Source organism: Ruoffia sp. FAM 26254 (assembly GCF_045528545.1).
Classification (GTDB): domain Bacteria; phylum Bacillota; class Bacilli; order Lactobacillales; family Aerococcaceae; genus Ruoffia; species Ruoffia halotolerans.
Map to the genome: position 1 here is coordinate 42,259 of NZ_JBGQQY010000002.1, position 21,471 is coordinate 63,729.

General features: G+C 36.6%; 25 protein-coding genes and 1 pseudogene. 5 read left to right on the forward strand and 21 right to left on the reverse strand.

Going from position 1 to position 21,471, the window contains the following annotated elements:
* Window positions 1-8 precede the first annotated feature (8 nt).
* The 19 genes and pseudogenes from miaA to comGA all read right to left on the reverse strand — a co-directional run bounded on the left by miaA (window position 9) and on the right by comGA (window position 15,576).
* Window positions 9-956 carry a tRNA (adenosine(37)-N6)-dimethylallyltransferase MiaA gene (gene miaA, locus ACEN3Z_RS00960; protein WP_407089201.1) on the reverse strand — a complete coding sequence of 316 codons (948 nt, stop codon included), beginning with the start codon at window positions 954-956 and terminating at the stop codon, window positions 9-11.
* Window positions 957-974: 18 nt separating this feature from the next.
* Window positions 975-2,708 carry a DNA repair protein RecN gene (gene recN / locus ACEN3Z_RS00965; RefSeq protein WP_407089202.1) on the reverse strand — a complete coding sequence of 578 codons (1,734 nt, stop codon included), beginning with the start codon at window positions 2,706-2,708 and terminating at the stop codon, window positions 975-977.
* A gap of 19 nt (window positions 2,709-2,727) precedes the next feature.
* Entirely contained in the window at window positions 2,728-3,540 is an 813-nt protein-coding gene (locus ACEN3Z_RS00970; protein WP_407089203.1) for a TlyA family RNA methyltransferase, read from the reverse strand.
* 8 nt (window positions 3,541-3,548) lie between these two features.
* Complete coding sequence (locus ACEN3Z_RS00975; RefSeq protein WP_407089204.1) at window positions 3,549-4,433, reverse strand: polyprenyl synthetase family protein; 885 nt, start codon at window positions 4,431-4,433, stop codon at window positions 3,549-3,551.
* A complete protein-coding gene (locus ACEN3Z_RS00980) occupies window positions 4,426-4,662 on the reverse strand; it encodes an exodeoxyribonuclease VII small subunit (RefSeq protein ID WP_138404076.1) in 237 nt (78 codons plus the stop codon). Before ACEN3Z_RS00980 ends, ACEN3Z_RS00975 begins: the two co-directional genes overlap by 8 nt.
* Before the next feature lie 3 nt (window positions 4,663-4,665).
* Entirely contained in the window at window positions 4,666-6,048 is a 1,383-nt protein-coding gene (xseA, locus tag ACEN3Z_RS00985; protein WP_407089205.1) for an exodeoxyribonuclease VII large subunit, read from the reverse strand.
* Window positions 6,045-6,935 (reverse strand): bifunctional 5,10-methylenetetrahydrofolate dehydrogenase/5,10-methenyltetrahydrofolate cyclohydrolase, encoded by an 891-nt coding sequence (locus ACEN3Z_RS00990; protein ID WP_407089206.1) that lies wholly within the window; start codon window positions 6,933-6,935, stop codon window positions 6,045-6,047. Before ACEN3Z_RS00990 ends, xseA begins: the two co-directional genes overlap by 4 nt.
* 283 nt (window positions 6,936-7,218) lie before the next feature.
* Window positions 7,219-8,967, reverse strand: coding sequence for a DUF1002 domain-containing protein (locus tag ACEN3Z_RS00995; RefSeq protein ID WP_407089207.1), 1,749 nt, complete (start codon window positions 8,965-8,967; stop codon window positions 7,219-7,221).
* A 172-nt stretch (window positions 8,968-9,139) separates the two neighbouring features.
* Window positions 9,140-9,610: a transcription antitermination factor NusB gene (gene nusB, locus ACEN3Z_RS01000; protein ID WP_407089269.1), complete on the reverse strand. Its 471-nt coding sequence runs from the start codon at window positions 9,608-9,610 to the stop codon at window positions 9,140-9,142.
* Window positions 9,594-10,031 (reverse strand): Asp23/Gls24 family envelope stress response protein, encoded by a 438-nt coding sequence (locus tag ACEN3Z_RS01005; RefSeq protein WP_407089208.1) that lies wholly within the window; start codon window positions 10,029-10,031, stop codon window positions 9,594-9,596. Before ACEN3Z_RS01005 ends, nusB begins: the two co-directional genes overlap by 17 nt.
* A 74-nt stretch (window positions 10,032-10,105) precedes the next feature.
* On the reverse strand, window positions 10,106-11,170 hold the full coding sequence (locus tag ACEN3Z_RS01010) for a M24 family metallopeptidase (RefSeq protein WP_407089209.1): 1,065 nt from the start codon (window positions 11,168-11,170) through the stop codon (window positions 10,106-10,108).
* Between the two features lie 94 nt (window positions 11,171-11,264).
* The gene (locus ACEN3Z_RS01015) at window positions 11,265-12,026 is read right to left on the reverse strand and encodes a hypothetical protein (RefSeq protein ID WP_407089210.1); all 762 of its coding nucleotides are present in this window, start codon (window positions 12,024-12,026) and stop codon (window positions 11,265-11,267) included.
* 13 nt (window positions 12,027-12,039) lie between these two features.
* Complete coding sequence (locus tag ACEN3Z_RS01020) at window positions 12,040-12,381, reverse strand: competence type IV pilus minor pilin ComGF (protein WP_407089270.1); 342 nt, start codon at window positions 12,379-12,381, stop codon at window positions 12,040-12,042.
* Window positions 12,382-12,390: 9 nt separating this feature from the next.
* Window positions 12,391-12,477: pseudogene (locus tag ACEN3Z_RS01025) on the reverse strand (type II secretion system protein); the annotation flags it as partial.
* Entirely contained in the window at window positions 12,449-12,802 is a 354-nt protein-coding gene (locus tag ACEN3Z_RS01030; protein ID WP_407089211.1) for a hypothetical protein, read from the reverse strand. The pseudogene ACEN3Z_RS01025 and the gene ACEN3Z_RS01030, both read right to left, overlap by 29 nt.
* The gene (gene comGD / locus ACEN3Z_RS01035) at window positions 12,786-13,217 is read right to left on the reverse strand and encodes a competence type IV pilus minor pilin ComGD (RefSeq protein WP_138404086.1); all 432 of its coding nucleotides are present in this window, start codon (window positions 13,215-13,217) and stop codon (window positions 12,786-12,788) included. Before comGD ends, ACEN3Z_RS01030 begins: the two co-directional genes overlap by 17 nt.
* A 5-nt stretch (window positions 13,218-13,222) precedes the next feature.
* Window positions 13,223-13,522, reverse strand: coding sequence for a competence type IV pilus major pilin ComGC (comGC, locus tag ACEN3Z_RS01040; protein WP_407089212.1), 300 nt, complete (start codon window positions 13,520-13,522; stop codon window positions 13,223-13,225).
* 16 nt (window positions 13,523-13,538) lie between these two features.
* On the reverse strand, window positions 13,539-14,594 hold the full coding sequence (gene comGB, locus ACEN3Z_RS01045; protein WP_407089213.1) for a competence type IV pilus assembly protein ComGB: 1,056 nt from the start codon (window positions 14,592-14,594) through the stop codon (window positions 13,539-13,541).
* Complete coding sequence (gene comGA / locus ACEN3Z_RS01050) at window positions 14,560-15,576, reverse strand: competence type IV pilus ATPase ComGA (protein WP_407089214.1); 1,017 nt, start codon at window positions 15,574-15,576, stop codon at window positions 14,560-14,562. The genes comGB and comGA overlap by 35 nt, the downstream gene beginning before the upstream one ends.
* Window positions 15,577-15,867: 291 nt before the next feature.
* On the opposite strand from comGA, the gene ACEN3Z_RS01055 reads away from it, so the two are divergent.
* The 5 genes from ACEN3Z_RS01055 (at window position 15,868) to ACEN3Z_RS01075 (ending at window position 18,554) form a co-directional block, all read left to right on the forward strand.
* Window positions 15,868-16,083, forward strand: coding sequence for an RNA polymerase epsilon subunit (locus ACEN3Z_RS01055; protein WP_407089215.1), 216 nt, complete (start codon window positions 15,868-15,870; stop codon window positions 16,081-16,083).
* Window positions 16,084-17,793 (forward strand): ribonuclease J1, encoded by a 1,710-nt coding sequence (rnjA, locus tag ACEN3Z_RS01060; protein ID WP_407089216.1) that lies wholly within the window; start codon window positions 16,084-16,086, stop codon window positions 17,791-17,793.
* 110 nt (window positions 17,794-17,903) lie between these two features.
* Window positions 17,904-18,098: a 2-keto-3-deoxygluconate permease gene (locus tag ACEN3Z_RS01065; protein WP_407089217.1), complete on the forward strand. Its 195-nt coding sequence runs from the start codon at window positions 17,904-17,906 to the stop codon at window positions 18,096-18,098.
* Window positions 18,079-18,372 carry a 2-keto-3-deoxygluconate permease gene (locus tag ACEN3Z_RS01070; protein WP_407089218.1) on the forward strand — a complete coding sequence of 98 codons (294 nt, stop codon included), beginning with the start codon at window positions 18,079-18,081 and terminating at the stop codon, window positions 18,370-18,372. The genes ACEN3Z_RS01065 and ACEN3Z_RS01070 overlap by 20 nt, the downstream gene beginning before the upstream one ends.
* Before the next feature lie 20 nt (window positions 18,373-18,392).
* On the forward strand, window positions 18,393-18,554 hold the full coding sequence (locus ACEN3Z_RS01075; protein WP_407089219.1) for a 2-keto-3-deoxygluconate permease: 162 nt from the start codon (window positions 18,393-18,395) through the stop codon (window positions 18,552-18,554).
* 68 nt (window positions 18,555-18,622) lie between these two features.
* On the opposite strand, the gene smpB is transcribed toward ACEN3Z_RS01075, so the two are convergent.
* Together smpB and rnr are read right to left on the reverse strand one after the other, a co-directional pair.
* Window positions 18,623-19,081 (reverse strand): SsrA-binding protein SmpB, encoded by a 459-nt coding sequence (gene smpB, locus ACEN3Z_RS01080; RefSeq protein WP_407089220.1) that lies wholly within the window; start codon window positions 19,079-19,081, stop codon window positions 18,623-18,625.
* 25 nt (window positions 19,082-19,106) lie between these two features.
* Window positions 19,107-21,455 (reverse strand): ribonuclease R, encoded by a 2,349-nt coding sequence (gene rnr / locus ACEN3Z_RS01085; RefSeq protein ID WP_407089221.1) that lies wholly within the window; start codon window positions 21,453-21,455, stop codon window positions 19,107-19,109.
* Between the last annotated feature and the right edge of the window lie 16 nt (window positions 21,456-21,471).

The window sequence follows — 21,471 nt, forward strand, 5'->3', positions numbered from 1 at the left end:
TCAACCTTTCAATTATTCTCTATATGTTCTTTCACTATACGTGAAGCTTCGTTTATTGCGCGTTCTTCATTCGTCATATCGATCCATTGTGGGTGCTTCATACGGTTTCTAAACCACGTTAATTGTCGTTTGGCATAACGTCTGGAGTTTTGTTGAATTGTTTCAATGACTTCTTCTTTATCCATTTGATTATTGAAGTAAGGCCACCATTCTTTATAGCCGATACCTTTCACACTTTGCCAATCGGCACCTTCTGCCTGATCATATAACCATTTTGCCTCGTTTTCTAAGCCGGCTTTGACCATTTCATGCACTCTTAAATTTATTCTATCATATAATGCTTCTCGTTCGCGATTTAATACTAATAAGCATTCATTAAATACCGATTCTTTTGTGTCGTGTCCTGTTTGACTGGAAAAAGACCTTCCCGTTACTTGAATAACCTCAAGCGCGCGAATGGTTCTACGAACGTTTTGGTATGGGATTTTCCTGGCTGCTTCTGGATCGAGTTCGTTCAATCGGTTCCACATGGCTAAATCACCTAATTCTGACGCTTGTTCTTCTAACTCTTTTCGAACTACCTCATCTTGGCTATCGTCTCTCCCAAATTCTAAGTCGTATAACAAGCCTTCTAAATAGAGTCCTGTTCCACCGACAATTATTGGTAGTTTCCCTCTTTGATGAATTTCTTTGATTAATTTTGTAGCTTCATGTTTAAATTCACTTGCGTTATAAGGTTCTGAAACTTCAAGAATATCAAGCATATGATGGGGAACGCTGTCCATTTCAGAAGGCGTAATTTTTCCTGTTCCGATATCTAAGTGCTTATACACTTGCAGACTATCGCCATTGATAATCTCACCATTAAATTCTTTCGCTAAATTAATACTCAGTTGCGTCTTTCCTACACCTGTAGGTCCTGCTATGACGAGTATCGATATTGATTTTAAATCCATGTACATTATCCTTTATACTTACTTTTTCATTGGGTGATATTCTTTTAATAATTCTTTAGCCATACGAAGTGATGTTTGAGTCATATCTCTTCCTGAGAGCATGAGTGCTATGGCTTCAATGCGTTCATTCGGTGATAATTGCTTCACATTTGTGACTGTCTTTTGATCTTCGACTTGCTTAAAGATATACAATTGTTTATTCGAAATCGCTGCTACTTGTGGGAGATGTGTAATACAAAATACTTGATGGTATTGGGATACTTCGCGAATCTTTTCAGCGATGGCTTGTCCAACTCGGCCAGAGACTCCAGTATCTATCTCATCGAATACCATCACTTTGGGTGATGTTTCGCGACTAAATACGGTCTTCAATGCCAACATAAAACGCGATAACTCTCCCCCACTAGCGACTTGAACTAATGGTTTTTGATCTTCTCCCAGGTTAGTTGCGACATAAAACTCCACACTATTAAATCCAGCTGGTGTTAATCTCACATTTTCATCGATGTTAACCATGCTTAAAGCAGTATCAATACTAGGTTCACTAAATCGAACTGTAAAGCGGCTATTCTCCATATACAAGTCTTTTAATTCTGCTTCAATAGCTGAAATTAAATCTTGGGCAATGGATTGTCTTTTGTCATTAAGTTGTTTAGCTTTATCTAACGCACTTTGATAAGCTTCACTCAATTGAGCTTCAAGTTCAGCAAGATAACTTTCCCGATGAATAATTTGATAAACTTCTTCAGATATTTGGTTGAAATAATCTAATATCTCACTTAATTCCATCCCATACTTTCGCTTTAAGCGACTTAATTCGCCTAATCGGTCTTCAACTTGATCAATGGTTTGATTTTCTTCATCGAAGTCATTATCAAGTGCGGCCAATTGATGACTGTATTCTTCTAAATCATATTTAGATGACGAGAGTCTGTCATGGATGTTTGAGAGTTGGGGTTGATAATCTTTAATCTCTTCTAATAGTAACAAGATTTGATCTAATTGCGTGATGACACTTTGATCTGATTCGCTAAGTAAACTATTAATAGTGCTCATATTTTGATTAATTTGTTGAGCGTGTTGCAATTGTTTACTCATCTCTTCGAGTTCCTCATCTTCACCAATAACTATTTGCGCTTCTTCGATCTCATTAATTTGAAATTCAAGGAAGTTTACTCGTTGGCGGTCATTCGTATCAGATTGCTGAGCATCTAGCCACTCTTTACGAAGTTGGCTATAAGTCATATAAGCTTTCTGATAGTTCTCCAACTCTTTTTTAATTCTTTTATTGCCATAATTATCCAATAAAGATAAATGCTTTGTACGGTCTAACAATTCTTGATGTTCATTTTGTCCATGAATATCTACGAGATAGTTCCCTATTTCTTTGAGTAAGGTGACGTTAGCTAATTGACCATTAATTCGAATGGTATTTTTCCCTGATTTATTAATTTCTCGTCGAATAATCAAACCATCCATGGCTATATTAACCTCTAATCCAAATTCGACTAGGACATCTTCTAAGTCTTCAGGTATTTGCTCAAAAGTAAATAAGCCTTCAATTAATAATTTATCGTCTCCGTGTCGAATATAACCACTTGACCCACGACCACCACAAAGAATACCTAGGGCATCAATAATAATTGATTTCCCGGCTCCTGTCTCACCTGAAAGAACCGTCATCCCTTCGGTAAAATCAATATTCACTGCTTCAATAATCGCAAAATTCTCAATTGTTAAACTTTGTAGCATAACTTCACCCCATTGGTTTTTATAAATTATCGTGTGCTGTTTGCACTATCTCTTCAATATTTATGTTTGCTTTACTATCATTGTTCAATTCTTTTGAGTTTTTAATATGGGCGAGAAATTCAATGTTTCCTTCGCCACCAGTAATTGGTGAATAAGTTAAATTCTCGATGGTATAGCCGATACGGCACATCATATCGATGACTTCATGTAAGACATCTTTATGAACAGTCATATCCTTAATAATCCCTTTTTTACCGACACGCTCTGGTCCTGCTTCAAATTGTGGTTTAATAAGCACTAATACCGATCCGTCTTGTTCTAAGATTGGAATAAGTGGTGGTAAAATTAATCCGAGTGAAATAAACGAGACATCAATACTCGCGATTGTTGGCGTTCCTTCCGTGAAATCCTCAGGCACTGAATGACGGAAGTTTTGACGCTCCATCACTACCACTCGTTCATCTTGACGTAATTTATAAGCTAATTGATTATAGCCTACATCCAAGGCATAACTTAACTTTGCACCGTTTTGTAAGGCTGCATCCGTAAAACCACCGGTAGAAGAACCTATATCAAGTAAGATATGATCAGTCATATCGATACCAAAATGTTTAATCGCTTTTTCTAATTTTAAGCCTCCGCGACTCACATATGGGATGGTCTTTCCTTTAATATGCAACTCTTTTGTAATATCAATCTTCTCACCTGGTTTATCATAGCGCTGGTTATTCGCATCATAAATTTGCCCTGCCATAATCAAGCGTTTCGCTTGCTCACGTGTGTCTGTTAGTCCAGATTGAACCACTAATTTATCTAATCGTTCTTTTTTCATATGACTCCTTAGTCTATATCTGTAAATGAGAGAAATTTATTTAAAATACTGTAATCCGTTCCACTCAACTTAGTAATTTTTTCAATAATTTTTTCAGCTTTTTCGCGTTCTTGACCTAAAACTTCTTTTGATTCTTCTAAACCAAGTAAGTTTGGATAGGTTGATTTCTTGTTAAATTCATCACTTGAATGTCCTTTTCCAGATAACGTACTGTCATCAATCACGTCAAGTAAATCATTGTGAATTTGGTATAAAACGCCAAAAGTTTCACCAAAGTTTACTAATAACTCTTCAACTTCAGGACTGAATTCTCCAATAATGGCTGCGGCTTGTGTCGCAAAGGTAAATAATTTCCCCGTTTTAAATTCATGAATTTGATTTAATTCTTCTAACGTAATTTCTTTATTCTCCGCTTGCATGTCCCCTAGTTGACCTGCGACCATCCCGTGTGAACCTGCGGAAGAACTCAGTAAAGAAATAATTTTTACTTTTTGCTTGCTCTTTAATTTTGAATCGTCGCTAATTAAACTGAATGCATCCGTTAATAATGCATCCCCTGCTAGGATAGCTGTCGCTTCATCAAATTTAATATGAGCGGTTGGTTGACCCCGTCTCAAGTCATCATTGTCCATCGCTGGTAAATCATCATGAATTAAAGAATACGTATGAATAAATTCTAAAGCAACCGCTGTAGTTGCTCCTTTTTTCATATGTTTCTCTGATTCTGCGTTTAAGATAGCCAGTAATAGTAACGGACGTAGTCGTTTGCCGCCACCTTTTAATGAATAAATCATTGGTTTTAACATTTCAATCGGAGTTTGAAGAAGGCGAATATGTTTGTCTAATTCAGTTTCAAATACATTTCTTAAATCGTTTAAATCTTGCTTAATCATTCATAACCTCTCTATCTAATTCAACATCGCCTTTGTCTGTCATCATCTTAGCGACTGTGCTTTCTGCATCAGTTAAAGATTTTTGGCAATATTGGCTTAATTCTACACCGCGTTGGAAAGATTCTAACGCTTTTTCTAAAGGTAAATCGCCTTTTTCAAGTTGAGATACAATTTGTTCTAATTCTTGTAATGCTTCTTCGAAATTTTCTGGTTGTTTTGTTTTTGCCATTGTTTACTCCTTCTCTGTATCAGAAAGCTGTTGAAATATATTGTCTGTGGATGTTTTTGTTACTTGCGCTTCGATTTGTCCATCACTTAAATTCACCTTAATCATATCATCTTTTTCAACTTCAGTGATATGTTTTACAATGTTATCTTTTGATGTCACGACAGCATAACCCCTTTGAACGCTCTTTAATGGGCTATATGCATCAAGCAATTGCATGAGATTGCCAAAGACAACTTTCTTATTGTATTGAAATTGTTCCATATTACGATTTAATTGTTTCGTAAAAGCCGTTAAATCTTTTTGATATTGATTAATAAGCCCTTGCGGTTGTTGTAAGGACAGTCGTTGTTTCAACACATTTACTTGATTTTTTTGCTCTGTAAAGTAAATATCTTTGTTATTATTCAATCTTTCGACCGCTAAGTCTAGCTGTTGCATGTATGGTTGATATAATCTCTCAGGTTGAGTCATAACATAAGATTGGGCAAAGCGCTCATAATACTTTCGCAAATATTGAATGCGTTGATTCATTGAATAAAATACGCGCTCATCTATCTGAGTTAAGTAAGTTAATACTTCTTGTAAGACTGGTACAGCAATTTCAGCCGCAGCAGTTGGGGTTGCAACTCGAATGTCAGCCACAAGATCAGACAAGGTTGTATCTGTTTCGTGACCAATTGAAGATATTACTGGAATCGGGCAATTTAGAATAGCCATCGCGACTTGCTCGTCATTAAAGCACCAAAGGTCCTCAATAGAACCTCCACCACGTGCAACAATGACTGTGTCAAATTCGTCTTGTCTATCTTTCACTTTATTGAAGGCTGTCACGATTTCTCCAGCGGCTTCTTTCCCTTGTACTCTGGTTGGAATGACAGTGATTTCAACGATGGGATAGCGACGATTGATGGTCGTAATAATGTCTCTAATTACTGCTCCACTTGGACTCGTTATAACTGCAATTTTCTTAGGAAAGCGTGGAATTGGTAATTTAGATCGATCAAATAGACCGGCTTTGTTGAATTTTTCTTTTAATTGTTCAAGTTGTTGATATAAAGCACCAATACCATCTGGTTGAATACTATCAATCACGATTTGATATGCGCCAGAGGGTTCATATAAAGTAATCTTTCCGGTAACGAATACTTTCATTCCTTCTTCAATATTAAACTTGACGCGTTGAAAAGCCGAACGATACATCACTGCACTAATTCTTGCTCCTTCATCTTTCAAGCTAAAATATTGATGAGAATTGGGTCTCAAGCGAAAATTTGAAACCTCTCCTACAACAAACACTCGTTGTAAATGTGGATCGACATCAAATTTTCTTTTAATATATTTGGTTAACGCCTGTACTGTTAAGTACTCTTGGTTTTTTTCACTCATAAACTAACTCCGTCTATATAGTCCTCGCTATTTAATCCATGTTGAATGCAGGCACATAGAATCGTTTGTTCCATTAACATCGCTACCGTCATTGGACCAACGCCACCAGGTACTGGAGTAATGGCACTCACTTTATCAAATACCCCTTCATATTCAACATCCCCGACGAGTTTCCCATCATCTAAACGATTAATCCCAACGTCAATGACAATCGCGCCCTCTTTTAAATCCTCTTCTTTCACCAGATGCGGTGAACCGGCAGCGACCATGACAACATCGGCATGAATTAAATGTTGATGCAATTCTCGCGTTAAGAGATGTGTAATTGTGACAGTACTGCCTTTATTAGCTAATAAAATCGACAATGGTTTTCCAACAATTTGGCTGTAACCTACAACAGTAACGTCTTTCCCTTTAATATCGATATTGTAACGGTCAAGTAAACGTAAAATTCCTCTTGGTGTACAAGGATATAAATCGCCAGTGCCTTCGACAATTTTCCCCATATTATAAGGATGAAAGCCATCAACGTCTTTATCTGGTCGAATAACTTCTGTGACTGCCACTTGACTTAAATGTTTTGGTAGTGGGAATTGAACAATCATCCCAGTGACTGTTGGGTCATCATTTAACCCTTCAATCGTTTCATGTAATTCAGCTTGAGTAATCGAATCTTCTAAAGTGAGCCACTCAAAATCAAAGCCAATATATTGAGCCGTTTTTTCTTTTTGCCCAACATAAATTTTACTTGCTGGATCTTCACCAACAGTAATTACGACTAATTTCGGGATGATATGCTTTCCCTTCAGCTTTTCTACCGCATGTTTATATTCTTCACGTAGTTGTAACGATAATTGCTTTCCATCTAAGACTAGAGTTTTAGACATTGTATCGCCTTCTTTCTGCAATTTAAATTCTAGATTAACCGATATCTATAAAACCCATCGGTCACTTTAATTCGTAGACTCAGTATAACTGAATTCGTAAAATCTAACAATCTTAGTCGACATTTAAAGTAAGTAACTGCCCATATCGTTCGAATTGTTTAGGACATACGTTTTAATCACAAAAATGAACTTTAAATATTATATTCAGCAAATTAGCTGAGTTAATAATATTTAAAGTTCGATGCTTATTTATTGAATTGTGATTGAGAATCTAACTGGTTGATTATTCAACAGTATCAGTTAATTCCTCTACAGATTGTTCTTCCGTTTCAGTTGCTTCACTTTCTGATAAGTCTTCACCTGGCTCTTCTTCAACTGGAACTTCCTCAGAAGGAACGTCTTCTGGAAGTGACTCTTCAGATGAAACTTCATCTTCACTTGTCTCTTCTTCTGAACTTGTTTCTTCTACTTCTGATTCTTCTGGAACATAACCAGGAAGAGTGTAGTCTGTTGGAATTTCAACTTGTGATTGGTATAAGTTCTCTACAGAAACTCCGTAGATAGCGTTAAAGTCGTAAGCAGCTTGTAATGGAACCATCTCATTCGTTACAACATCTAATTCACTCATCTCGTCGGTCGCAACGTCAAATGAATATATTGTGAAATCAGCTTGGTTGCCCGCTGGATTATCCCACATGTTTTCTAATGAAATAACAGTTCCTTCTTGAGTTGGATTCACATAGTTATACACTTGCGGTGCGCGACCAGTAGCAATCGCTAAGCGTGAAATAATTTCTGCTTGAACTGGATCTGATGCTTTTAAGCCTTCAAAAGCGTTTAATTTGTTTGTCCAGTTTTCTTTAATGCTTGTAAAACCAGGTTGATACTCACCAGATGCAATAAATTCATCTTGGTTCGCAGCGTATTGATACATTACTGTTCTTAAGTGGTTTAAAGCAGATTTTTCTTCAGATGTTAAATCTGGAGACATTGCTTCAAAGATAAATGTATCGCTATAAACACGGTCAACAACTTCACCAGCTTCAATCACTCGATATAGTTCATCCGAGAATGCTTGTAAGATTGGGTGATAAGTTTCAGTGTCCGAGAAGTCCACACGTTCAGCAGCTAATAATTCCTCAGCTGGAACTGAACCTTCTAAGCCAGCTAACACATCTGTCCAATCTTCTTGGATACTTTGTTCAAGTTGGCCAATTGTATCTTCAGATTGTGCCGCTTCAGTTTTAGCAAACTCTTGTGCGAATTGTTCTAAAGCAAGTTGTAATTCTTCATCAGATACGCCGTAATTGTTTGTAATGTTGTTGACGATATTATTGATATTTGTGTTAGTTTCTTCACTGTTATCAACATTGACGTCTGAGTTTTCAGCATTAATATTAGTATTTACAATTTCTTGTTTGATTTCTGAAATCATTTGGTTGACTTGTGAATCAGAAATCGTTGCTCCTTCGCTATCAATAATTTCATTTACTAACGAAATTTCATTTTGAGCTACTTGAACATCTTCAGGATTTAATGCAACACCTTGTTGCTCTAGTAACGCATAAACACCCGCTAAAGCTCCTTCACCTGTTACAGGAGATACTGTTGCGATACGGATTTGAGCGTTACGTGCACCGGCAGTAATTGCAGCATTTTGGTAAGTTGTTGCTGATACGCCAGTAATGTTTTGCGGTGTGACGATTTGAACTTGAACACCGTAGCCTTCGTTCATACCTTGGATGTATGCACTTGAGTATACTACTGTTCCTGGACCTGAACCGTCTTGTAAGTATTGGTTAATCATCGTTCCATCAACATAGATAATGTTGCTTGAATCAACAGCGTTTGCACCTAACAATTGTAATGTTTTTTGTGCTTGGTTTTGATCTAATGATCCACCTAAGGCAACTAATTGTAATTCTTGTGCTTGAACGTGTTGAATACCATCTGTATTAAAGTTTAATACTGGTTGAGCTAATGGTGCACCGACTAAGGCAATCATTGCTGATAATAGTAATCTCTTTTTCATTTATATACCCCATTTATAATTTTTATGTACCCTTATTATATCACAGAACATTTCTTTATTTTACTTTGAGACATTTCTGCAAATATTATTCATACATTTTTCGTAAATGTGAATAATATTTAGTATTAGATAGCAAAAAACGCCATCCAACTGAATGGATCGCGTTTTGTGCTTATTCGTTATCTGCTTCGGCTTTTGTATCATCTAAAACTTTTGCAACAACACCACTCACGAATTGACGTGATTTGTCGTCACTAAAGAATTTACTTAATTCAATCGCTTCGTCAGCTGCTACATTATTTGGAACTTCTTCTTTTGAGACGAAAAAGATTTCATAGAATGCAACGCGTAAAATAATTAAATCAATGCGTGCGATTCGATCTAAACTCCAACCTGTTAAATAAGGTTCAATGAGTTTATCAATTTCGGTTTCTTTTGAACGAACCCCTTCGATGAGCTCATAAAAGTATTCATTATCGATACCTTCATAGCCTTCTTCAGGAAATACGCCTGCTTCCAATGCATAAGCCACAGCTTCATTGATATCTAAATCTTTGTGAGCTGAAATCATCTGATAAAGTGTTTGGACAACAACTTGACGCACTTCACGTCGTTTCACTACTTTCTTACTCAAAAGCTTCACCAATTGTTTCAACAGCTTCTTCAACAATACTTGCGTCTGATTCTGAAGCTTCAGTTTCAACTGCTATAACGTGAACATTCACTTCTGTCACTGCTAAGTCAGTCATGAATAGAATTTGTTCTTTCACTTTATCTTGGATTGCGATAGCAATTTCAGGTACTGAGTAACCATAAAGAACACGGATTTCAACGTCGACAACGATTGAATTGTTTTCAGTTTTGATTTTTGTATTAATACGGTCACGGTCCATCCCTAAGAAGTTTCCTACTTCTTTTTGGAAGCCTGTTACTTTAGAGGCAACACCTTCGATTTCGCTTGCTGCTTGAGCGGCAATTGATTCTAGGACACCTGTGGTAATTTTAATTTCACCTAAATTTTCTTTCGCTTGAGTTTCAAATGGTACTTCGGTTATTTTAGCCATAATAGCCCTCCTTTATATACTTTACTCATCTATGTTCGCATTTTCCTTATTGTAGCGGAATTTCTAAGAAAGTGCTATACAATTATTAATTTTTTAGGACTACGGTTTAAACTTTCTACCCCGTCTGTTTTAACAATTAAGTCATCTTCAATACGAACGCCACCTAAACCAGAGACATAAATACCAGGTTCATTGGTAATGATATTGTTTTCAACTAATGGTTTTTCATTTCGGCTAGCAACCGCTGGTCCTTCATGAACATCTAAACCAATCCCATGACCTGTTGTATGACCAAAGTTTGGTCCATAACCTTTCTCGGTAATGTAATCACGTGCAAGGGCATCGACTTCTTTACCAGTCATCCCTGCTTTAGTTCCAGCAATTACACGGTTATGTGCTTCTAGGACGATATTGTAAATCTCTTCTAATTTCGGATCTACTTCACCTACAGCAATTGTACGAGTCATATCTGAAGTATAACCTTTGTAGTAGCAACCAAAGTCAAGTGTTACTAAATCACCGTGTTCAATTACTTTATCACTGGCAACACCGTGAGGCATTGATGATCTTACGCCACTGGCAACAATTGTATCAAACGACATGCCTGATGCCCCTTTACCTTTTAAGAAGCGGTCTAATTCATTCGCCACTTCAATTTCGGTAACACCTGGTTTGATAAACGTTAAGATATGTTCAAAGGCTTGGTCAGTAATGTCACAAGCTTCGCGAATCGTTTCAATTTCGTCTTCGCTTTTAACTTCACGAATCGTTTCAATGACGCCAGATGTTTGAACTAACATTGGTTCGAATAAGTCACTTAAACGAGAATAAGTTGATACATTCATATCATCAGCTTCAATTCCCATAGCTCTAACGTCTTCTGCGTTAAGAAGTTCGCTAATTTCTTCATATATTTTTCCTTGATGGATAATGACATCAAACCCTTTCGCTTGCTCTTTGGCTTGGTCAGTATATCGGAAGTCTGTAATAAAGTATTCATGTTCAGGTGTAATGACTATTAATCCCGCTGATCCTGTGAAGCTTGATAAGTAGCGTACATTTTTAGGCGCTGTTACTAAAAATGCGTCTAAGTTTTGTTTTTTCATTTCTAATCTTAATTCAGTTATTCTATTATTCATACTTTGCCCTCTTTCTAAATCAATAGTTGTATTATATCAAATAAAACATAGATGTTAAACTTGTTGCTGTTATTAATTTAAATGAAGGGATGGCTTAAATATCTTCAGTGAACTCTCTCTCAAAAAGGTAGCCCCTCCAACGAACAGAGTAGTTATATCGCATTTGTTCACTTTGTTCTCGTCGACTAAATTTCCGTGGCATTAATTCCGTTGACCGCATTTCAACCCCATTTGTTCGGGAGTAGCTTGTGATACCATGATTAGTTTGTATTTGTAACTGTCTAATATCATCTGGAGTCCAATCATATGTTCGTAGGAAGTCATCAACTTTACTCAAACGGAAACCTTGGTCTAATATAGATGCCTCTGTCGCCTTCCATAAAGCTTCAAGTTCTGGATTGGTTCCTTCAACTTGACCTGGTCGTGTAATCACGCCACTACAAACGATGGCATTGAATGCATCACAATAGTCTAGTGCTGCATCTTGCAGAAATACCTCTTGAGTATAGACATATAGTTGCTCGTATTGTTGGTTAGCTGTTAATTGTAAGACACCAAATTGCTTGTGTGAATCAATGTGATCTAAGACTTGTTTCGGCATATAAGCTATAGCCTGCTCATTAAAGCGCATCTTAATGGCTTCTTCTAAGTTTTGTGCGTCCATCTGTTCAATCAGTGGCAATAAATTCATCACAAGTTCTTCTTGAATATTTGCTGTGTAATAATCATTAAAATTCAAATACCGACTTAAGTTGATTTGATTCAGTCTCAGTAAGCCCCAATAGATGAGTTGGCTAACGAGTAAAAAGACAATAACGTAAACCATTACCATTCCTTGTTTGTTATTTCGCATCATTATACTCCTCTAACTAGCTATTAAGTTTCACTGAAATGAAGCCTGAAAAGACTTGTCCATTATTAAAGGTTACCGTCACAGTTACTTTGTTAGCAACTTGAAATACTTGCCAGGAATATACGTCGTACAATAAAGGTTGATGACCGGGTGCGATATAAATTTTATTGTTCTGGTTGATGATGCGACTACTTCTCTTTGTTTCAGTACTTTCAATGCGAATAATGTTAGAATCGACCCCAGTCACCGTATATTTTTCCAATTCTAATTCAAGCAGCGTCATAAAGTGTAAGAAATCCGCACTGCGATCTGTGCGAATTTCTGTTTCAATTGTGTTGTAACTATTGTAGATTGTCATAAGAGAATGCATGAATAAACTCAATACGAATAGACTGATTATTACTTCTAACAAAGTAAATCCTTTTTTAAAAGTTGAGGTCTTGAATTTCGACATACAATTCACTCCCGCCTTCTAACGATATGTAACAATAATTTAAATCACATGCGAATTCACTCACGTTATCTTCATTTAACGCTTCCCAATTTAGAATTAATTGTTCGCTTACAAGTGCTTTCGCCTCATCTTCTATCTGCTCATCCAATTCGACATCCACTAATTCAGAGAATAAGCGCCAGACTTGACTCGTCTGTGCCGCATCCTCTATCCGCCTCAATTCATTATAATAAGCCGGCAAGTAGAGGAGCATCATCGAACTAAATAAGAAAAAACCAATCACCGTTTCTATCATTGAAAATCCGGCTTTATGTTTGTAATTCAAATTGACCATTCCCTAACTGAAAGACTAAATAAATTCGTTGATTACGATCATAGTCATAAAAACTAATCGTTCTAAATTGATCCACACCCCCACCTTGCAAATACATAAACATATAAGGTGTTTGAAACTGTATATGTTCAGGAGCGTCCAACGTCGCAATCCTTTCTTGACTATAAGCATCTCTAATTCTTAACTGATTTAAACTGGCGTGAAACTCAACTGAAATTAGTCGCTTTTGTAAGATTGCTATTTGTTGAGCTTGCTTTAAGTGACTCATGACTTCATCAAAGAAGATTCGACTTTCAATTTGCTTACTTAAGTTGATATTGGGACGAAACATTAGTAGCAAACTCATGGCTGAAAGTAGGACGAGTACTACCAGGGACTCCATGAGCGTATAGCCTTTTTTACTCATACATATTAGTTACCAGTATCATTCGTTAATAAATTTTGAGCTTCTTGGAGTTGTCGTTCAGTAATGTATCCTTCATCAAATAATGTTTGTAAATCTGGTGCCTCAGACCCATTCACCATTTGATACGTACTTGACTGTGTTTCAATTACTTCTTCGATATTTGTACGTGCCTGTTCATTAATACGCTCTCTTTGTCCTGCGACGTTTGGAATAATAATTGCCATAAGCAGACTTACTACGACCAACACAATAAGCATTTCGATTAAAGTAAACGCCTTTTTATTTAATTTTTTGAATTTTTTCATAATGTTTCATATCCTTTCATATACCTTGCATCGTTAACATCGGTAACATCATCAATAAATACATCGACATGACTAAAATTCCGATTAGGACGAACAATATTGGCTGGACTAAAGTAAGTTTCGCTTGAATATCGTTCATCAAATCTGAATAGACTTTCCTTGAATACAAATAACATTTTTGTGCTGTTTGACTCGTTAACTCACCTTGGTAAATTACTAATGGTAATTCCTTTGTAAAGATATCTAACTCATCTAGAATGACAGCTAAGTCTTCACCCTTTAACATTCTTTCTTGTATTTCAATGGCTAGTTCACTTAAGAATGAATCAATCGGATAATCGACGATTACTGTCAGCGTTTGTTGAATGGAATACCCTCCAGAAAAGAAATGCCCAATTTCTTTTGATACTTTATAGGAACTGTAACTTCTTACCCATTTTTCGACTAATGGAATTCGAGTTAATATTTGGTAGCGTCTCATTTCACTTTGTTTCAGCAAATACATGTCAACGCCGCCATAGATAATTATCACGAAGGCTAGTAATATTCCAAAAATCTGTGGCAAATAAGTAAAGAAATAAACTAAAACTCGTACCAAATACTGCTCATCATACACTTCTTGCGAAATAAAGCTAGCGACTTGCGGTAGAAGAAATTGTCTCATAGCAAATAACATCCCAACTAATCCCACCGCTAAAAATAATGGGTAGACTAAGGTTTTTACAAGTTTCTGCTTATAATGATGGGCCTCTTTTAATTGCTTACTCGCATCAGCTAATGACTCAGTAAATCTTCCTTGACGTTGGGCGTAGAATAATTGAGCAATGAGTGAATTTGAATAACCTAAAGCACGTAAAGACATTTCAAAGGAAATACCCGACTCCAACTGCCTAATGATATAGTCAATCGCCGTTGTTTGTTTCCTCATCAGAACACGCATAAAAACTAAACTTTGATGAATAGAGAAGCCTTCTAACAATAACTCACTTAAAGTTTGCAATAAGTAGGCTTGCAAGTTCTTAGGTATTTTTATATCCTTAGATAATTTCGAATTTTGTATACGTTGCTTCATCAATGTAACCATACGCCCAAGCCTTTCGTAATTTATTATTCAACGTATCGTGCTGACTTAATGTATGATTATTATGTAATACGCCGTTTAATGCTTCTTTAGCCAATATCTCAAAGATTGCTGCTCGTGAATAGTGCGTATCCTTTTGTATTGCGGACGGCACAAGTCTTTGAGAAATAACACCAATTAAGGTTTGTCTGAGTTGTTCATCGCTAATACTTAACTCCTGTAGTCTTGCGATAACTCCTCGGGCATTCTTAGCATGGATGGTCGCAATCATTAAATGCCCCGTTAACGCTCCTCGGATCGACATGCGCGCAGTCTCTTGATCACGAATTTCTCCTATCATCAAGACATCAGGATGGTGTCTTAGAGAAGATTTGATTAGCAAATCGTAAGTTATTCCGGCTTTTTCATTCACTTCCGTTTGCAAGAATCGCTCTTCAAATATCTCCACTGGGTCTTCCATCGTTATAATTTGTAAAGCCTCATGTTGAATCAGCTCACGCAGTAATTGATAAATAGTCGTCGTCTTACCCGAACCCACCGGTCCTGAGAATAAAATCATCCCACTCTTTCTTTTTGTGAGTTTCCGAAGCTCATCAATGTCTTGTGGAAAGTAAGTCACAACTTGATCATGATCAAACTTCTGAGTTTGTAAAACTCGAATAACCATTGACTCAAGTAATAAGACATTTGTAATGGTTGAAAACCTTAATTCTACCGATTCAGCATCAAGTTCAATGGCGGTGGAGCCAGATTGCGGTCTTCGCTTCTCACCTACATCCATATTCGCTAAATACTTAAAGTGACTAATCAATCGCTTTCCCCACTCTAATGACTTCTCCTGAAATAACATTAACCGTCCATTCGCTCTGAAATGAATCACATACTTTTCCTTCGTTGGTAATATGTGAATATCAGAAACCGATTCATCGATTGCCGCTTGTATTAGTTTTTTAGCATCACCTTCAATCATCATCTCACTCCTTTAAACTAGCCTATATATATATACGTAAAAAATGGCCATTTCCATTATTTTATTTTTACTTTTTTTAAAAAAAGCAATTTCGGGTTAAAACATTTGACTATTCTGGATTTGAAAGGATAATATGAAGTATTGGAGTAAGTTCATCCGTTTTTTTCCTTTTTAGATGAGTTAACTAAATTGGGATATACTTGAAATAATGAATGTGATAAAATGGTTATAGCTGTGAATTCAATTAATTCACTACTCGTTTGAAAACAAATTAATGAAAAGGAGCAAATATTAATGATATTTAAAGTATTTTATCAAGAAACAACAAATGAAGCACCACGTCGTGAACATACTAAAACTATGTACGTGGAAGCGAATGCAGTAAGTGAAGTGCGTGAATATTTATCTGAAACTACACCATACATGATCGAACACATCACTGAAATATCAGGCGATTTCTTAGAATATGAAAAAGAAAACGATCCTGACTTTGAGGTTGTGAAACCCTAGATGGCAGTAAATCTTAGAAACAATGAAGTCGGAGTATTCGCCATTGGTGGACTAGGCGAAATTGGGAAAAACATGTATGGTGTCCAATTCCAAGACGAAATTGTTATTTTAGACTGCGGAATTCTCTTCCCGGAAGATGAATTATTAGGAATTGACTACGTAATTAATGATTTTCAATATATCTTAGAAAATCGTCATAAAGTTAAAGGGCTTTTTATCAGTCATGGGCATTTAGACCATATTGGTGGAATTCCATATCTATTAAAACAACTCAATGTGCCAATCTATGCTGACCCTCTTGCAGCCGCGTTAATTCGCGACAAACTGCAAGAAAATGGCTTATTACGTGATGCGGAAATTACAGAATATAATGAAGATACAGTCGTTAACTTCCGTAAATTGTCAATTAGCTTTTACAGAACCGTTCACTCGATTCCTGAAGCATATGGTATAGTTGTAAAAACACCTGAAGGAAATATTGTCTTTACAGGGGATTATAAATTTGACTTTACACCTGTAGGAGAGCCTGCTGATATTCACCGTATGGCTGAAATTGGTAGCGAAGGCGTTCTACTCCTATTAGGTGAGAGTACAAATGCAGAAATTCCGACTTTCACCCTTTCAGAACGGGTTGTGGGTCAATCGATTCATAATATTATCCAAGGTGTTGAGGGGCGTGTTATCTTTGCGACTTTCGCATCGAATGTGTCACGTCTTCAACAAATTGTAGAAACAGCGATTAAAACAAATCGTAAAATTGCAGTCTTCGGACGTAGTATGGAAAACTCAATTAAAACTGGGATTGAACTTGGTTATATTGATGATTATGGCTTGGATATCTTTGTTGATAATCGTCAATTAGATCAATATCCTGCAGAAGAAATGATTATCGTATGTACAGGTTCTCAAGGTGAACCTATGGCTGCTTTAAGCCGAATTGCGAACGGGACACACCGTCAAATTTCAATTCAACATAATGATACAGTCATCTTCTCAAGTTCACCGATTCCTGGAAACACTTTAAGTGTGAATCGTGTCATTAACCAATTAGTTGAGACTGGTGCCAACGTCATCCATGGTAAAGTGAATAACATTCATACATCGGGACATGGTAGCCAACAAGAGCAATTGTTAATGTTACGTCTAATGAAGCCTAAATTCTTCATGCCAGTCCATGGTGAATACCGTATGTTAAGTATCCAAGCAAAACTGGCTGAATTAACTGGGATTGACCGTGAGAACACATTCATTATGAAAAACGGTGACATGCTTGCTTTAACTAAGAATAGCGCAAGACGAGCTGGCTTCTTTAATGCCCAAGACGTCTATGTGGACGGAAGTGGTATTGGAGATGTCGGAAACATTGTCTTACGAGATCGTAAAACACTTTCGGAAGATGGTTTAGTTATTGTTACAGCAACGATTGATTACGAAAACAAACAACTCATTAGTGGTCCAGATATTATGTCACGTGGCTTTATCTATATGAGAGAATCAGTTGATTTAATTCAAGAGATTCAACAAGCTATGAAATCTGCAATTAACCGTGGTTTAAATGAAAACGGAAATAACGTTAACGAAAAATTAATTCGTGATATTATCTTTGATCAAATCAAACCGATCTTATTTGAACGTACTCAACGTTCTCCTATGATTTTACCGGTTTTATTAGATGTTAATAAAGGTGTTCGTAAACGCAGTAGCAAATAATGTTTGAAGTGCCTATGTTAAATCATTGGCACTTTTTTTGTCTCTTTAATTGTCTAATGATTCAATTGAGTATAATTTTAAGTTAATAAAATAGAAAAAAGGTTAAAATAATGTCTGATTTTATGCGAAAAATTCCCGGAGGCCTATTATTAGTACCGATACTTCTAGCAGCTTTAATGAATACTTTTCTACCAAACTTATTCACTAACTTCAGCCGAGTGAGTGAAGCCTTGTTTACACCAAGTGGATTAAATTACGTCATTTGGGCAGCTTGTTTCTGTTCGGGTGCAGGCTACCACAGTTGACTGGACACCTATTCTATCAACGCTTGTACCGATTATCTTTGGTATGATTGTGGAAAACCTTGATAAAAATATGGCAGATTACTTAGCTGCTGGTGTAGTGGTGTTAACTCCCTTTATAGGTTGGGTGTTCGGTGCTGGAATTAATTTATTCGATGCACTTCAATCTGGACTACAAGGAATCTTGTTAACAGTAATCTTTTACGTCCTATTAGCCCCAATTTTAGTTGTTTTTGAACAAAGAATCTTACATGAAGATGGTGTGTATCGTCTCTAGCAATATCTTCAATTGCGAGTATGTCCGTGTCAGTTCCAGCTTTGATTGCCTTTTCAGCTTCTGAATATGCTATTTATGTGGAAAGTGCCACTGCACAAATTGCATTAGGTGTCGTTATTTCAAGTATTGTGACACCAATCTTAGCCCGTTGGGAATTCAAACATACACATCCGAATGCATAAAGTTTAATCCGATCAAACAAAAAAAGTGCTTAAGAATTTTCATTTCGAAAATCTTAAGCACTTTTTTATTATCTTACCTTTAAAGCACGGTCGATATCACGCTTCATTTGTTGTTCTTTTAATGAATGACGCTTGTCATATCGATTTTTTCCTTCAGCTAATCCGATAAGAACTTTCGCTCTCCCTCTAACAATGTAAACTTTTAAAGGTATAATTGTTAGGCGATTTTGTTTAACTTCGCGTTCTAATTTTTCTATTTCTTTTTTGTGAAGTAATAACTTCCGATTTCGTAACGGATCATGGTTAAATATATTCCCTTGTTCATAAGGACTTATATGAACATTTTTAAGGAAAGCTTCGCCTTGACGAATTGAAACAAATCCATCTTTTAAGTTTATCTTCCCTTGTCGGATCGATTTAATTTCAGTTCCTTGTAATACGAGTCCCGCTTCGATGGTCTCTAGTATAGTATAGTCATGCCGTGCTTTTCTATTCTGTGCTAATGGTTTGTCTTGCTGTTTCGCCATAGTCATCCCTCATTTACATCAAAGGCTACTTTTTCCGTTTTCTAATTTGGAATTTCTTGCCTTTTTTATTATTCCCTTTAGACGATTGTTTCGCAACTTGTTTAAAGGATTGTCTGTTCTTACTTTGTCTTTTAGGTTTACGACTTTTCTTCTCACTACGATTCTTATTCTCACTGATGACATGTTCTAAATCTTTGTTATCCGTTGGGTACGTTTCAATGAGTTTGAAATCGATCTCTCGGTCTTCAACACTTACGCGTTCAACCTCAATTAAGACTCTTTGACCAATTCGGTACACGTTGTTTGTGTTTTCACCAATAAGAATTAAATGTTGTTGATCATAACGGTAGTAATCATCTTTCAATTCTTGCAATGAAATTAAACCTTCAACTGTATTATCTAATTGAATAAACATTCCAAATGACGTCACTGAACTTACAGTTCCCTCAAATTGTTCTCCAACTTTATCTAACATGTACTCTGCTTTCTTCAGTGCATCCGTTTCACGTTCGGCCTCTACTGCGCGACGCTCCATCTTAGAAGAATGTTCTGCAATGTCTGGTAATTTTTCAGAAATCTTTCTCTTTTGCTCTGAAGTTGGTGTTGCTTCTAAATATTTATGAATTAAACGGTGAACCATTAAGTCTGGATAACGTCGAATCGGTGAAGTAAAGTGCGTATAATCTTTGGCAGCTAAACCGTAATGACCGAATGGTTCATCCGTATAACGTGCTTGTTGCATACTTCTTAACATCATCATCGATACCACTTCTTCATAAGGTGTATCAGATAATTCATCCAAAGCTTCTTGTAATTGTTTTGGTTTAATTGATTCAGCGCGACCTCTTAAGACCACACCAAACGCAGTTATAAATTCCGCAAAGCGTTGCATACGTTCTTCATCTGGTTGCTCATGGACACGGTAAATCATCGGCCAGTCTTTCTCCGTATATGTTCTTGCGATTGTCTCATTCGCTGCTAACATAAAGGACTCAATTAGTCTTTCTCCGACCCCTCTTTGGCGGTGAACGATATCTATAGGTTTCCCATCTTCATCAACGATAATTTGCGCTTCAGATGTTTCAAAGCTTAACGCTCCACGCTTTTGACGCATACCTTCCAGAATAAAGTGTAATTCGCTCATCTGATCCAGCATCTCAGATATCTCATGGTATTCTCTTCTTAAATCTTCATCACCAGCTAGAATACCATTCACATCCGTATAAGTCATTCGATATGAAGAATTAATCACACTCAGGAAGATATCTTGATCAACGACGCGACCATTTGAGTCTATGGTCATCTCACAAGATACAGTTAAGCGATCTTCATTCGGTAATAGCGAACAAATCCCATTCGATAATCTTTGTGGAAGCATCGGAACCACTCTATCTGTTAAGTAGACAGATGTCCCTCTGGCTAGTGCTTCCGAATCAATCGGTGAATTCTCAGTCACATAGTGAGAAACATCCGCAATATGCACCGCTAAACGGTAGTTCCCATTATCTAGTCTTTTTAATGATATTGCATCATCTAAGTCTTTTGCGTCTGCCCCATCGATCGTAAGAATTAATTCATCTCTTAAGTCACGACGCCCTTCAATATCCTTTGGATTGATATCTTGTTCAATCGCTTGTGCTTCCTCTAAGACTTGTTCTGGGAATTCTGATGGAATATTGAATTGATATAAGATAGCGAGAATATCGACACCTGGCGCATCTTTATGACCAATTTCTTTCGCAACTAAACCAGTTAAATTGTTTGGCTCCTCCATCGTTGGGTAATCTTTAATCTTAACAATTACAATCGAATGATTCACTGGTTTCAAGCCATCTGGTAATACTTCTACTTTCAATTCATCGCTGAATTTTCCTTGTGGAATGACAAAGCCTAAAAAGCCAGTTGAGTCGCGCATTTCTTTATCATAGGCAACAAATTCACCAACGATTTGAGTTGATGCTCTTTCAACAATGTTATCTACACGAGCTTCTGACCCTTTACCTGTTGATGGATTGACATGTTTAATAATTGTTGCTTCAACTGTATCGCCGTCCATGGCATTTCCAACTTTTCCAGGTGGTACAAATAAATCCGGTTGCTCTGGATCATAATCAATAAAGCCAAATCCACGATCATTTCCACGGAAAGTTCCGACAGCCGTTTCTTTTTTAGTGCTTTTCGCTTTAAAGCGACCCGTTTCTGTTACTTCTAATTCATTAATTCGCTCTAAAAATGCTAGAGCTTTGACTAATTTTTTGAAATTTTTACTTCCCTGATAATTAAAATGTTGGGCGATTTCATTTGTTTGATAATTCCTATCGGGATTCTGTTGTAAGAATTCTAAAATTCGTTGTTCTAATTTTGATAAACTCATAGTGCCCTCCTTCTGT

Coding starts and splice junctions, on each gene's coding strand:
- ACEN3Z_RS01020 (WP_407089270.1), bottom strand. CDS start 12,381: ATGACAATCTACAATAGTTACAACACAATTGAAACAGAAATTCGCACA.
- xseA (WP_407089205.1), bottom strand. CDS start 6,048: ATGAGTGAAAAAAACCAAGAGTACTTAACAGTACAGGCGTTAACCAAA.
- ACEN3Z_RS01075 (WP_407089219.1), top strand. CDS start 18,393: ATGTCCGTGTCAGTTCCAGCTTTGATTGCCTTTTCAGCTTCTGAATAT.
- comGC (WP_407089212.1), bottom strand. CDS start 13,522: ATGAAAAAATTCAAAAAATTAAATAAAAAGGCGTTTACTTTAATCGAA.
- ACEN3Z_RS00980 (WP_138404076.1), bottom strand. CDS start 4,662: ATGGCAAAAACAAAACAACCAGAAAATTTCGAAGAAGCATTACAAGAA.
- comGB (WP_407089213.1), bottom strand. CDS start 14,594: ATGAAGCAACGTATACAAAATTCGAAATTATCTAAGGATATAAAAATA.
- ACEN3Z_RS01005 (WP_407089208.1), bottom strand. CDS start 10,031: ATGGCTAAAATAACCGAAGTACCATTTGAAACTCAAGCGAAAGAAAAT.
- ACEN3Z_RS01010 (WP_407089209.1), bottom strand. CDS start 11,170: ATGAATAATAGAATAACTGAATTAAGATTAGAAATGAAAAAACAAAAC.
- ACEN3Z_RS01015 (WP_407089210.1), bottom strand. CDS start 12,026: ATGATGCGAAATAACAAACAAGGAATGGTAATGGTTTACGTTATTGTC.
- rnr (WP_407089221.1), bottom strand. CDS start 21,455: ATGAGTTTATCAAAATTAGAACAACGAATTTTAGAATTCTTACAACAG.
- miaA (WP_407089201.1), bottom strand. CDS start 956: ATGGATTTAAAATCAATATCGATACTCGTCATAGCAGGACCTACAGGT.
- comGA (WP_407089214.1), bottom strand. CDS start 15,576: ATGATGATTGAAGGTGATGCTAAAAAACTAATACAAGCGGCAATCGAT.
- ACEN3Z_RS00970 (WP_407089203.1), bottom strand. CDS start 3,540: ATGAAAAAAGAACGATTAGATAAATTAGTGGTTCAATCTGGACTAACA.
- ACEN3Z_RS00995 (WP_407089207.1), bottom strand. CDS start 8,967: ATGAAAAAGAGATTACTATTATCAGCAATGATTGCCTTAGTCGGTGCA.
- ACEN3Z_RS00990 (WP_407089206.1), bottom strand. CDS start 6,935: ATGTCTAAAACTCTAGTCTTAGATGGAAAGCAATTATCGTTACAACTA.
- recN (WP_407089202.1), bottom strand. CDS start 2,708: ATGCTACAAAGTTTAACAATTGAGAATTTTGCGATTATTGAAGCAGTG.
- ACEN3Z_RS00975 (WP_407089204.1), bottom strand. CDS start 4,433: ATGATTAAGCAAGATTTAAACGATTTAAGAAATGTATTTGAAACTGAA.
- smpB (WP_407089220.1), bottom strand. CDS start 19,081: ATGGCGAAACAGCAAGACAAACCATTAGCACAGAATAGAAAAGCACGG.
- comGD (WP_138404086.1), bottom strand. CDS start 13,217: ATGAGTAAAAAAGGCTATACGCTCATGGAGTCCCTGGTAGTACTCGTC.
- ACEN3Z_RS01055 (WP_407089215.1), top strand. CDS start 15,868: ATGATATTTAAAGTATTTTATCAAGAAACAACAAATGAAGCACCACGT.
- rnjA (WP_407089216.1), top strand. CDS start 16,084: ATGGCAGTAAATCTTAGAAACAATGAAGTCGGAGTATTCGCCATTGGT.
- ACEN3Z_RS01065 (WP_407089217.1), top strand. CDS start 17,904: ATGTCTGATTTTATGCGAAAAATTCCCGGAGGCCTATTATTAGTACCG.